The organism is Actinobaculum sp. 352 (assembly GCF_003957265.1).
In the GTDB taxonomy this organism is placed as follows: Bacteria; Actinomycetota; Actinomycetes; order Actinomycetales; family Actinomycetaceae; genus Asp313.
Genome location: NZ_RQSN01000001.1, coordinates 43,524 through 56,519 on the forward strand (window position 1 = coordinate 43,524; position 12,996 = coordinate 56,519).

At 61.9% G+C, this 12,996-nt stretch carries 9 protein-coding genes; 7 read left to right on the top strand and 2 right to left on the bottom strand.

From position 1 onward, the window contains the following. Window positions 1–7 precede the first annotated feature (7 nt). A complete protein-coding gene (locus tag EKN07_RS00190; RefSeq protein ID WP_126145370.1) occupies window positions 8–457 on the bottom strand; it encodes a hypothetical protein in 450 nt (149 codons plus the stop codon). A gap of 170 nt (window positions 458–627) precedes the next feature. Next, window positions 628–1,479: a TetR family transcriptional regulator gene (locus EKN07_RS00195; RefSeq protein ID WP_241228085.1), complete on the bottom strand. Its 852-nt coding sequence runs from the start codon at window positions 1,477–1,479 to the stop codon at window positions 628–630. A gap of 298 nt (window positions 1,480–1,777) precedes the next feature. Here EKN07_RS00195 and EKN07_RS00200 point away from each other — a divergent pair, with 298 nt between their 5' ends. From EKN07_RS00200 to aes, 7 genes are all read left to right on the top strand, one after another. Continuing rightward, window positions 1,778–2,911 (top strand): ABC transporter ATP-binding protein, encoded by a 1,134-nt coding sequence (locus EKN07_RS00200; RefSeq protein ID WP_126145371.1) that lies wholly within the window; start codon window positions 1,778–1,780, stop codon window positions 2,909–2,911. Then, on the top strand, window positions 2,908–4,611 hold the full coding sequence (locus EKN07_RS00205) for an ABC transporter (RefSeq protein ID WP_241228086.1): 1,704 nt from the start codon (window positions 2,908–2,910) through the stop codon (window positions 4,609–4,611). The genes EKN07_RS00200 and EKN07_RS00205 overlap by 4 nt, the downstream gene beginning before the upstream one ends. Window positions 4,612–4,917: 306 nt before the next feature. After that, entirely contained in the window at window positions 4,918–5,931 is a 1,014-nt protein-coding gene (locus tag EKN07_RS00210) for a Gfo/Idh/MocA family oxidoreductase (RefSeq protein WP_126145372.1), read from the top strand. Next, window positions 5,931–7,634, top strand: coding sequence for a sodium:solute symporter family protein (locus tag EKN07_RS00215; protein WP_108715298.1), 1,704 nt, complete (start codon window positions 5,931–5,933; stop codon window positions 7,632–7,634). The genes EKN07_RS00210 and EKN07_RS00215 overlap by 1 nt, the downstream gene beginning before the upstream one ends. A 1-nt stretch (window position 7,635) precedes the next feature. Next, the gene (locus EKN07_RS12750) at window positions 7,636–8,406 is read left to right on the top strand and encodes a hypothetical protein (RefSeq protein ID WP_206435634.1); all 771 of its coding nucleotides are present in this window, start codon (window positions 7,636–7,638) and stop codon (window positions 8,404–8,406) included. Between the two features lie 1,885 nt (window positions 8,407–10,291). Further along, entirely contained in the window at window positions 10,292–11,725 is a 1,434-nt protein-coding gene (locus tag EKN07_RS00230; protein WP_108715300.1) for an MFS transporter, read from the top strand. An 8-nt stretch (window positions 11,726–11,733) separates the two neighbouring features. Beyond that, the gene (aes, locus tag EKN07_RS00235) at window positions 11,734–12,969 is read left to right on the top strand and encodes an acetyl esterase (RefSeq protein WP_126145374.1); all 1,236 of its coding nucleotides are present in this window, start codon (window positions 11,734–11,736) and stop codon (window positions 12,967–12,969) included. The last annotated feature ends 27 nt before the right edge of the window (window positions 12,970–12,996 follow it).

Below are 12,996 nucleotides of genomic sequence, written 5' to 3' on the forward strand. Positions count from 1 at the left end.
GCCTCCCTCACCGCTGCTCCTCCTCGATCTTCTGTACATTGGCGGGGTAGGTCGTCCACGTCCGGTCCTTCGCCCACTGGCCGTCGGTCAGCATGACCCGCGCGTTGCCGATATCCCGGGACATCAGCCAGAGGACGTCGTCGTCATCCTGCCAGAGTACTCGGACCGGGTGCGCACTCATCTGGTAGCGTTCGTCATCGCTCCACACCACCTCGCCGTCGGAATCCTTGATCGCCGGGTAGAGGTTGCGCTTCCCATCAATGTCTTCGTCGTAGAACTCCACCGTGTAGTTACCCGACGGCGACGTGCGCGTCTCGCCGTCAACCAGTACCGCAGGGTCGGGCCCGGGAGAGCGAAGCCACAGAACAAAGACGCCGACGGCCAAAGCCAGAGCCGGCACAAGTACCGCGATTCCAATACCCGCCATCAAGCGGTGCTCTTGTATCCATGTACGCATGAGTGCTGCTGTCCTTTCCGGTGAACGCGCCATTCCGGCGAGTGTGGCTGTCCGTTCTGAGGCGGGCATATGACTCTTGTATCGTAGCGGCATCCGCGTCTGCGTGCGTTACGGATGGTCAGCCGACAGTCAGACCGTGTTCCCGCCGTCGTCGAGTGAATCGACGACGGTTAAGAAGAGGTCCCGAGATCCACGGCTCCAAGGCTGCCACCGCCTAGATCGCTCGTCGCCTCCATCGCAGACAACATGGTGACGAATCGGTCAATGTCCTCACGTAGGTTGGTGGTGAAGCCGCCGTCGTACCAGTTGCGCAGTACGGCAATAATTGCCCAGATCACTCCCGAGGTGAGTACCCGGGCGGTGGGGAAGTCCCAGCGGCCAGACTCCGCCGCCGCCCGGGCGATGGCGTCGACCTCTTCATTTACGATGCGCGCCATCGCGCCTTGGATAGACGGAACCTCCAAGCACAGCCGCGTGCGGAGAACAGTCACGTCCATGTCCTGGACGAAGTGACCGCCCCAGACTTCCTCCAGTGCGCGGTTCACGCTCTCGGCCAGGCTGAGGCCATCTGCGAGGCAAGAACTCAACGAGTCGCGGATGCGGTCGTCGTACTCGTCGTGCAGTACAAGCCCTTCCTTCGTGCCGAAATACCGGTAGAGCGTGCTGGGGGAGACCAGCGCCGCGTCGGCCACTTGCTCAATGCTGACCGCATCGAAGCCATGTTCCTTGAACATCTCTAGGGCAACACTCTGCACATGCCGCATCGTCGCAGCTTTCTTGCGCGCTCGCAGGCCGAGACGCGGCGCACCACTCTCAAGTGGAGTGCCGGTGAACTGCGTATCGCCGGGCTGGGCGCCGGTTGCCCTCTTGCCAGCCTGAGCGCTGGTTGCCCTCTCGCCGGGCTGGGCGCTAGTTGCCCTCTCGCCGCGCCTCGCCGCGCCTTTGCCGACCGTGCCAGCGGAAACGCGGTCACGCGGGGTGGCGGCACGTTTGCCACTGTCGGCTGCAGATGATCTCGGCATGGCTTCCCCTCTCCGGACGTGAACCCGCTGATGACTCACGACGCGAACCCGTTGATGCCCGGGATACAAACCCCTTGATGCCCGGGATGTGAACCCGCTGAAAGGGACCGGGAACCTCCGCAGGCCTTAGTTTCGGCGGGTCCTCGCATTCGCGACTATGTCAAGGATACCGACCCGACGGGAGTCTTGCTCCTACGGCCTCCCAGCACCCGGCCACTAATGCACAGTCGGCGTGTTACGCGAATCTGCGCTGCGGCAGACCCTTGACACGCCGAGAACAAAGAGTAGAGTGACTATTATGAGACAGTCACTATCAGATTTAATGTTGGAAGGGCGTGACTTACATAAGTCCTTCGGCAGTATCACCGCCCTTGCCGGTCTGGACCTCGCCGTTGCTCGCGGAGAAGTGCACGGATTCCTCGGTCCCAACGGTGCGGGTAAATCCACAACAATCCGCGCTGCACTCGGGCAGCTGCGGCTGGACGGCGGCCATATGACGGTGTTCGGTCTGGATGCCTGGGATCGTGCCGTGGATATCCACGCCCGGCTCGCCTACGTTCCCGGCGATACCATGCTCTGGCCCGGCTTGACCGGCGGACAGTGTATTGACGTTCTAGGCGGATTCCATGGCGGGATGAATCGGCACCGCCGCGACGAACTCATCGAACGTTTCGAGCTCGACCCGAGCCGCCGCTTCCGAACCTACTCCAAGGGAAACCGCCAGAAAGTAGCTCTAGTAGCCGCGCTGGCCTGCGACGTCGACCTGTTGGTGCTGGACGAGCCCACATCGGGACTCGACCCGCTGATGGAAGCCGTCTTCCAGCAGGTCGTTGCTGAACGCAACGCGGAAGGCACGAGCGTGCTGCTCTCCAGCCACATCCTTGCCGAAGTTGAATCGCTGTGCGACACCGTGACCGTGGTGCGGGCAGGGAGGCAGGTGTTCACGGGTTCGCTGGCCGACCTGCGAGCCACGGCAGCGACCGCCGTCGACGTCGTGAGCGACTCGCCGCTGCCGGGTGTGGGACGGCTGGCAGGCGTCAGCAATGTACAGGTGCGAGAAGTGCCACGCGGTGTACGAAGCACACTGTTGGCCGAGGCGGACGCTTTGCCCGCAGTGCTGGCGTTACTCGCGTCCGTGTCGGTTTCGCAGGTGGCCGTACGCCCGCCGAGTCTAGAACAGCTCTTCCTGGAACGGTACGCCGACGACGGCGCCGATCGGGAAGCAGGCAGTGCAGGTGGCGTCCAATTGGTGCGGGGCGGAATCAACGGCGCCAACTGTCAGGCGGAGGGTTCGGACGGCGTAAACGGGGAAGCAGACAGACCGGACGGCACTGAGCGCGAGCCGGAGAGTGTAAGTGGTGCCGGGGCCGAGTCTAGCGGGGTGCGCGGTGGCAAGCCCGAGTTGGGCGGACTCAAAGGCGGGGCACAATGAACACCGCCCTCTCAACAGAACGCTCCGAGGCCACTCCCGCAGTAGATCGCGCTGTTTCCGTCGGCTCGGCACGCCACCCCGTCGCCCGCTCAGCGGGCGATCACTCCGCCATCGGACGTGGCGCGCGGCCCTTCGCGGGCTTGCCGCGTGCGCTCATCCTCGGCGCCCGCACATCATGGGCGGCCCTCACCTTCACCGTTCTCATCTGCACCCTGCTGGTTGCCGCCGTCGCCGTCGGCATTAAAGGGTTGTATCCCACCTCGGCTGACCGGGTGGCCTACGCGGCGAGTGCGGGAGAATCCGTCTCCTCCGCCGCATTCAATGGACGGGGATACGGCCTGACCACACTGGGTGGGATCACGGCAGCCGAGGTGGGATTCCTCGGGCAGGTTCTTTTCCCGCTGCTGGGGATCATGGTTGCCGTGCGCCTGACTCGCCGGGAGGAGGAGAGTGGGCGGACCGAATTGCTCACCGCGTCGCGGGTGGGGCGTTTGACTCCGCTGGCATCGGCTATTGGACTCGTCATCCTCACCGCTCTTGCCACCGGCCTTATTATGGCGGCCGGGATGGTCGCGGTGGGCCTGCCCGCTGCCGGTTCTGCGTGGTATGCGGCTGCGGCGAGCGCTTGCATTCTGTTCTTCGGTGCCGTCGGCCTGCTGCTGGCCCAACTATGCCAACAGGCCCGCAGTGCGCAACAACTCGGGATCGTCATCTTCAGCATTGCATACCTGGTCCGTTTTCTCGTGGATGGGCTGGAACTCGGCGTCGTGTGGCTGAGCCCGCTCGGGTGGCTTCCGGAAGTCCGAGCCTTCGATACTCCGCGCGCCTGGCCGCTCGCAGCATACGGCGCGGCCACTCTGGCCCTGTTTCTAGTCAGCGGCCTCGCAGCGGCAAGGCGAGACATGGGGGCCGGTCTTATCGCACCTCAGCCCGGGCCGACCCGCGGCAGAGGGCGCATTTCCGCATCGCGGCTGGCATTGCGCAGCGAACGGGCCGCAACCGTTACCTGGGCATCGGTCGCCTGCCTGTGGGCGCTCCTCATCGGAGTGTTCAGCACGGAAATGACCAAGATCATTGAGGACAATCCATCGTTGCTGGAAGCCATGGGCCTAGAACGAAGCACCGACCTCATGACGATGATGGCCTCGATTATCATCGTCGCGGCTGCCGGTGCAATCACCGTGCAGGGCGCCGCGCATTTCGGCACCGAGGAGGCGGCAGGGCGCATAGGGGTTCTTGCTTCCACTCGTTGCCCGCGCCGCAGGCTTTGGATCGGGTGGTGGACGACGACGCTGCTGTCGTCCCTGCTTGTAGTCTCCGTTTCCGTTCTGATACTCGGTGCCGGCACGGCAGCCTCCTCCGGGCAGAGCGAGTCGTTCCGCACGGCACTGGAGGTCGGAGGCTCGTACCTTGCCCCAGTGCTTCTTATCGGCGCGCTATCGGCGGTACTTGCCGCGTTTGGTCCGCGCTGGCCGGTGGTGGGATGGGTGGCTATCGCGTGGACGGTGGTGGTCGGCTTCCTCGCCGAGGCGTTGCAACTACCGGAGTGGGCGCGCGATCTCTCGCCCGCGCATATGGTGGGCGTGCTTCCTGTGGACACTCCGGATCTGCGAGTGATTGCCGGGCAGGCGGTGGTAGCGGCCGTATTGCTTGCCTGTTCTGTGTTCGTCTTCCGACGCCGCAGCTTGAAGGCGGGGTGAGGGGCGGTAGCTAACGGCAGCCATCTTGGAAGGCGCAAGCCCGCAATTGGAAGGCGCAAGCCCGCAATTGGAAGGCACAAGCCCGCAATTGGAAGGCGCAAGCCCGTAACTCGCACGGGGGATTGCGGAACGCGGGCTACTGCGCGAAGCGCCTGAACGCTGCTTGAAGGTCATTGTCAAGCATCCTGCTGCTCCGGCTCCCGCCCCACAATCCCTCGCCATTCGCCGCGAACGGGTATGATGGCCCCGTCCCATCGTTGATAGGCGAAGGTCGGACGGGGCTGACCGGCCGTGAGGAGCATGGATATGTCGCAGCCACGCATTGGACTGTTGGGTGCCGGTCGCATCGGCGTAATGCACGCCGGGTTGCTGGCACCGCGCGTGGGCGGCCTCGTCGTCGCCGATAGTCGTGCGGAGCGGGCTGAACACGCCGCGAGCCTCTACGGCGCCGAAGTTCGCAGCCCCGAGGGCCTACTGGCCGCCACCGACCTGGACGGTCTCGTTATCGCCACTTCCACGGACACTCATGCGGACCTCATCTGCCGTGCCGTCCGCCTTGGCATCCCGATCTTCTGCGAAAAGCCCATTGCCCTAGACATCCCCTCTACGCGCCGCGCCGGGGACGCCGCTAAGCAGGCGAATGTGCCGGTTCATGTCGGATTCCAACGCCGCTTCGACCCGGCGTACACCACTGCACGCCAGCGTGTGGCAGCGGGCACAATTGGAGACCTACGCCGCATTCACATGGGAACACTTGACCAGGCCCCCGCCGCCCGCGAATTCCTCGCTGCCTCTGGCGGCATCTACACCGACTGCCTCATCCACGACTTCGACGTGCTGCGCTGGGTCAGCGGTAGGGAAGTGGAAGAAGTCTTTGCCTTCGGTACAGACCTCGGCCTGGCCGATTTCGCAGACTTCGGCGACGTCGCCGAAACAACCGTCACCATGCGCATGGAAGACGATATCCTCGTGACCGCCCACTCCTCCCGCTTCAACGGAGCCGGATACGACGTGCGAATGGAACTGCACGGGACGGCGGGCACCGACGTCGTCGGAATGGACGAGCGCCTTCCCGTGCACTCGCTGGAACCCGGCACCACCTATCCGAGCGGTGAGCCGTGGATCGACTTCATCGCCCGCTTCAAAGACTGTTACGAACGCGAACTGGACGCCTTCCTCGCCATCATCACCGAAGGCGCCGGCGTTCCCTCAACCATCGACGACGCCGTCGCCGCCTTGCGTATCGCCGCCGCCTGCGGCATATCGCGCCGAGAGCACCGCCCGGTACGGATCGCCGAAGTTGAGGGGATGGACGCCTGATGGATTTACGGCTCAACGCAACGCTTTTCGATTACTCATTCGTCGCCGTCTACCTCTTCTTCGTCATCGCCATCGGCGTGGTCACCAAGCGCAAGGTTCTCACCTCCGAGGATTACTTCCTCTCTGGACGTTCCCTTCCGGCGTGGATCTGTGCACTGGCCTTCCTCAGTGCCAATATCGGGGCCACCGAGCTGATTGGCATGGCGGCCAACGGCTCTCAATACGGTTTGGCAACAGTGCACTACTACTGGATTGGCGCGGTGCCGGCCATGGTGTTCTTGGGCCTGATCATGATGCCGTTCTATTACGGATCACGCGTGCGGTCGGTGCCCGAATATTTGCGTTTGCGTTTCAACCGCCCCACGCATCTGTACCAGTCCATCGTCTTCGCCGTCGCCACCATCCTCGTGGCAGGTATCAACCTCTTTGCGCTTGCGCTTCTGATCAACGTTCTGATCGGATGGCCGCTCTGGGCGTCAATCATCGCTGCGGCCGGGGTTGTACTGTTGTACACCACTATGGGCGGACTTACTGCCACCATGTACAACGAGGTGTTGCAGTTCCTCATTATTGTGGCCTTCCTCGCGCCGCTGACCGTGGGTGGGCTGGCACGGGTCGGCGGGGTTTCTGGCCTGATCGACACCATCAACAGTACGCAGGTGCTGGGGGAGAATGGCCTCTCGGTGTGGGGTGGCACCGGTCTCGGTAACACGACCAACCCGTATGGCAACTGGATCGCGCTGCTGCTGGGTATGGGATTCGTCAACTCCTTCGGCTACTGGACCACTAACTTCACCGAGGTACAACGCGCGCTTTCGGCCAAGGACATGTCTGCGGCCCAGCGCACTCCTATTATTGCCGCGATCCCGAAGATGCTTCTTCCGGCGATTATCATCATGCCCGGGCTGGTGGCGGCGGTGCTGATCCCGGAGTTGAGTGATGGCACCCTTTCACATAATGAAGCGCTTCCCGCACTTATCGGCGAGATACTGCCCACCGGTCTGGTGGGGTTGGCGCTGGCCGCGCTGATCGCTGCCTTCATGGCCGGCATGGCCGCCAACGTCTCCTCCTTCAACACGGTTGTCACCTATGACATCTGGCAGACCTATGTGCGCCCTGGCCGCAAGGATACGTATTATCTGCGGGTCGGCCGCAAGCTCACTGTTGCCGGGGTGCTAGTTGCGGTGGGGGCGGCCTTCATTGCCGCCGGTTTCAACAATATTCAGGACTACATCCAACTCCTGCAATCGATTTTCAACGCGCCGCTTTTCGCCACGTTCATTCTTGGCATGTTCTGGAAACGGATGTCGCCCTGGGCGGGGCTGTGGGGGCTGGTAGCCGGCGCATTGGGAGCAGCGGGCGTGCAAGCCGGGTACATGGCGGGCATTCTCGAGTTCAATTCGCAGCAGGCCGCCTCCTTTACGGGCAGCGGCATGGCTTTCATTTTCGATATCACCGTCTCGGTGATTATCACGCTGCGCGGGCGGCCGAAGGCGGACGAAGAACTGGACGGTCTAGTGTGGGGACGCACAAAAATGCCGATCCGCGGTGCGCAGCCGGCGCCTGACCTACACAGGGTGGCGGTTAAGGCCGAGCGGGAGCGGGTAGCCGAAGGTGAGAAACTCAAGTGGTGGGAGAACCCGTGGCCGCTGGGCATCGCGGTTCTGATCTGCCTGGTTATTCTGAATGTGGTGGTGGGCTGAGATGGAAATGTCGTCCTCTAAGCAATCGAGCGGAGCAAGCCGGGCGGATAGTTGGCCGGATGCGACAGGGCGCAAGAGCGAACAAGCACACGGCTCGGCTCAAACGCGCGGCTCGGCTCAAACGCGCGGCTCCGCTCAAGCGCGCGGTTCCGCCCAAGCGCATGGCTCCGCCCAGATGCGCGGCTCTGCCGAGGCGCGCGGCTCCGCCGAAGCGCAGGACGAGACCTCTAGCCCGCGTGCGCGGCAACAACATGATGTGAGCTCTGGTGACGGGGTCGCCGTTGATGGTGTGACGGGCACGCAGGTGCGTGTAGCTGGGGAGGTGAGAGCGGCTGGCACGGGGGTGAACGTGGCTGACACGGAGACAGGCGTTACTGGTACGGGGGCGAGTGTGACTGGTTTGGGGGCGACTGCGGCTGGCGCGGCCGGCAACGAGGAAAGAGTGGCTGTCAAGGAGACGAGCATGGCTGGTACAGGGGCGACTGCGGCTGGTATGGAGGCGGGTGCAACTACCTCGCAACGTGCGGTCAGCGTTCGCAGGCCGCATATGTCCGTTCTCGACCTGCGAACCTGGATCGTCGCTTTGTTCCTCGTGATGGGCGGAATGCTCGCCTTCTACGGGGCCTTTTTCGTTAGCGATGAAGACCTTGCCAAGGCAGCAGGTCTGAACCTTGACCTGTGGTGCGGATTGGGGATGATCGGTGTGGCCGCACTGTTCTTCCTCTGGCTGTGGCTCCGCCCGCACGAGTCCGTCAAAGATCGCGGCCGGTGATTCGGAAGGCTCCTCGGCGCTATTGTCGGCTTCAAAGGATGCGTGACCGGTGGCGGTGTTTTCACCGACGTTGTTTGTATGCGCCCGTATCGGGCACATAAGAGCGATAGTGGCGCCCTGTCCTATATTGACGACAATCGTGAGGCACCCTGCCGGGTGCATGGGACTGTACTAGGCGCGTGGGGTCCTGCTGGCTGTGTGGACTCCGCTAGGCGCTTATGGGCAGTCGAAAGGCTGTATCGAGGAATGGGACGCATGCAGTGCACGCCTTTGGCGTGCGTGGGTAGCGGCCTTCGGTGTCCTCGCATCTATCGGCGCAGGCCGCACGCCTTTGGCGTGCGTGGGTAGTGGTGCTGGCTCGTGCGCAGGCGGCTAGCAAACCAAGGTGCTCCGCTGGGCATCCGGACGGCCGAGAACTAAAGCCTGTGTTCGGTGATGCGCCCAGGGCGCGTGCGCCCCTGGTGGCAGAGTAATGCACGGGAGTGATTGTCATCCGCGTCCGTCGCATTTTACGGCAAGATCGGGCGAGAGCGTATACGACTGCCATCCGCCCGTGAGCGCAAGCCGCTCCCGGGCCGCGAGTAGCGTGTGCGAGCCACCTCCGCCCGACGATGTGTCAAAATCCCGTCCAAACGGAAGCGAAGTGGAATGGCTCCATCTAAAGAATGGCGGAATTATGCGGATTCGAGAAGGCTACCGCGTCCCGCTCGAATCGTTTGGACGGGATTTTGACACTTGGCGTGAGGGATAGGCACACTTGCGTGAGGTATAAGCGCACTTGGCGTGAGGGATAGGCACACTTGCGTGAGGTATAAGCGCACTTGGCGTGAGAGATAGGCGCACTTGGCGTGAGGTACAAGCGCACTTGGCGTCGGCTCTAGCCGCGTTCTGTCGGACAGAGTGGGTGTGCGGCTCGAAACAGCCGGGATGTGAAGCTTCTTTCCAACCAAGACGCGACGATTAGTGTGATGCGACGATAACGAGACTATGCGGGCTTGGTTGATCCTGCTCGAATACAGCTTGGTGGGGACGGACCTTCGATGCGGTGTACGCACACCATGGTTGATCCTGCTCGAATACGGCTTTGTGGGCATGAGCCTTTGACGCGGTGTATGCGAGCCTTGGCTAATTCCGCTAGGAACGCAACATGTATGCGCGAGGGGAGAGTCGTCATCAATGATATGATGACGGGGTTCTAGTCGCGCTGATCCTGTGGATGGATCTGCGCGATCCACTGCGCCTAATACGTCGAAATACGCTTCCTGCACAAATTCTCAGCTGGACATTTATGCTTGAAATATCGCCATTTTTGGACGGTAGTCGTCCATTTCTCCGAGGACTAACGTCCCCTTTTTGCCGTGCGATTTGCCCCGGAGTTGCACTTGCTGAGAATTGGGGCAGTCTGAGAGTGAAGTAGTTGACTGAGGCTGCTATGGTGGACACGTGGTCCGGTGTGGTACGCGGATCCTCGTTGCCTCCCAATGGGTGGGACGGGACGGAAGGATCGATTACCGCCCACGAGGCGGGGGGCCACAAGATCGAAAGTGTGTTTTGGACGGGCTCCGTCCATTTGCTTACTTCCGCCCTTCCACTGTTCGCGTTCTTTTCACGCTAGGTATTTGTGCTGGGGTGTGGTCTTGCCTTGCGTCTGTGTGGGTTATTTTCACGCTGGGCGTTTGCGCCGGGTTATGGTCTCGCTTCGCGTCCGTGCGGGCTCCTTTCCCGCTGGGCATTGGCGCAGAAGCATGGACTCGCCGCGTGTCAGGTAGTGAATTGATGTTTGCTTGGCGCGCTCGTGTCACACCGCCCGCTAGAGGCCTACCGCAATGCCGATTTTGGGACGCGATCCCGGCTAGTTATCCAACATAAGAAGAAAGGGACACTCATGCTGAGTTCTCTGCGCCGTGAGGTGCATGCCAGGGATCTGACCCCTGGCCATCGCATCTTCCTCCTTGTCCTAGTCTCGATGGGCAGTTCTATCATTTACACGCCCGCCTACCTGAAGACGGTCTTCTACGATCCACTGATGCAGGCGCTGAATGCCACCAACGCTGATCTTGGAAAACTGCTGTCGGCTTACGCGATCACAGCCACAATCTGCTACCTCCCGTCCGGTATCGTCGCAGACAAGGTTCGGGTGCGCACACTCGGTTGGGTCGGATTCTCAACGACGGCGGCTCTGACCTTCGTATACGCGCTCCTTCCGTCCTTCAATACACTGATGCTCGTCTTCGTCGGCATGGGCATCACAACTATTCTGATCTGGTGGGGAATTCGCTACAAACTGGTGCGTCTGATCTCGGAAGAGGATGAATACTCCCGTAATATTGGCATCTCCTACGGTATCTACGGTGCTGCTGGGCTTGTCGTCAACCTCATTAATCTGTGGATTATCGGACGTTTCGTAAACCACCTGGCGGCGGGTGTACGCACACTGCTGATCTTCCTCGGATGCATCATCCTGATCCTCGGCGTTCTCTCCTTCCTCTTCATCCCGAAGTTCGAAGGCGAGATCAATCGTGATGGCGGTGGTTTCAACCTCCACGAGCTGACCGCTGCCCTACGCAGCCCTGTTGTGTGGCTTTCAGCTTGCTGCCTGTTCTTCGTTTACTTCTACTACACCGGAGTTGCCTACACGACCCCGTACCTGCAAACGGTGATGGGAGCCTCGCTCACCATTGTCTCTGTTGTATCAATTGTCCGTACCTACGGCATCACACTCCTGTCCGGCCCCGCGTTCGGATTCATGGCGAAGGCCGTCGGCTCGCCCTCGCGCGTCATCGTGACCGGATCGGTGGTGGCGGCGCTGATCCTCGTCGTCTTCACCTTCCTTCCGACCACTGTCGCAATGACGGTCGTGGCAGCCATTTTGATCATCTTGCTCGGTTTCATCGGCAATGGCGTGTTCGGCATTGTTTCCTCACAGCTGACCGAAGGGAAGGTACCCTTGACCATTTTCGGAACAGCAACCGGAATCCTCTCCGTGGTGGGCTTCCTCCCGGACACCTTCTCTTCCACATGGTTTGGCGCCATGATCGACAAGTCGGGCAACGACGCGTACCGGAGCATCTTCATCATTTTGGCCGTCGCGGCGCTTCTGGCTGCGGCATTCGCGCTGGCCCTGCTGTTCTACGTGCGCAGGAACAAAGCGAAGCTTGAGGCGGACGAAGTTGCTGCCGCAGAGCATGCCGCCGGGCATGCCTCGGAGCATGGCACCGAGCACGCGTCCGAGCACGACGGCAAACAGGCAAGCCAGAATTCCGCTGCTTCGTCCGCATCATCCCCGGTGGATGCTGAGGCCAAGCGCGGGCGCGAATAGGAGTGGTGATGCCTAACAAGCTGAATGTCCCCGCGATGTGGAGCCCGGAGATGGGCGCCGTCGTCGCTAAACAAAACGAACTTGCGGCCGGGGCATACTCGACCGACCAGACTTTCCACGAGATGCGCATGGCATATGACACCGAACGTGCCTTCTGGAACGAAGGCGGCCCACAACCGGCATCGATTCGCGAAAACAGGGTTAAGACGCCGCACGGTCAGGTAACTGTTCGCATGTATCGGCCGACGTCGACCCCTGCACTGCCAGTGATCGTCTACGTCCATGGCGGAGGGTGGGTAGTTGGAAACCTAAACACCCACTCGCGGATCTGCCGGATCCTTGCCGAAGAGACTGGCGCCGCAGTTCTTGCCGTTGACTACACTCTTTCTCCAGAGGCGCGCTACCCGCAGGCGATCGAGGAATGCGTGGCAGTAGTCCAACATCTGCGCACCGCAGCTGACGAATGGAATATCGATGCCAGCGATATTTCTCTGGCTGGGGATTCCGGAGGCGCGAATATGGCTTTCGCAACCTACCTCCACCTGCGGGATGTAGAGAAGGATGCCGCGGATATTCGCTGTCTTCTGCTCTATTACGGTTCTTACGGGCTGCGAGATTCCATGTCAATCCGACTGTTCGGTGGGCCGTGGGATGGTCTGACGGAGGAGGACTTTGCCTGGTACAAGAATTTGTACCTCCGCGGGCCGGAGGATGTGCGGGCGCCTTATTTCGACATTCTCGGCAACGACCTGGACGGCATTCCGCCCTGTTATATCGTGGCTGCCGCACTGGACCCGCTGCGTGATGATTCGCGCACCCTGGCTGCAGTATGTGAGCACTACGGCGTGGTCCACGCCTTCGAGGAGGTATCGGGCGTGCTGCACGGCTTCCTCCACCATTCCAAGATACTGCCAGCCGCGCGCGAGGTTTTAGAGAGCGGCGGGAGGTTCTTCCGCACGGTTCGGCTGCGCGGCGGGTCGAGTACACGGGCCGACGCTGCCGAGTCGACGACGCAAGGCACGCCGGTTACACCGGGTGGTCCTGCTGTATCAGGTGCTCCGGGGGCCTCTGGTGCTTCGGTTACGTCGGCTGTTCCGGCGACGTCGGGTGTTCCGGCAAGTCCGGCTGCTCCGGTGACACCGGGTGCTTCGGCGACATCGGGTGCTTCGGCGACGTCGAGTGTTTCGGCGACGTCAGACGGGCCGAGTGAGCAGCGCGACCCCGCCCCGCCGGATGCCGTCTAGCCGGTGCTCACAGATTCACGCACGAAC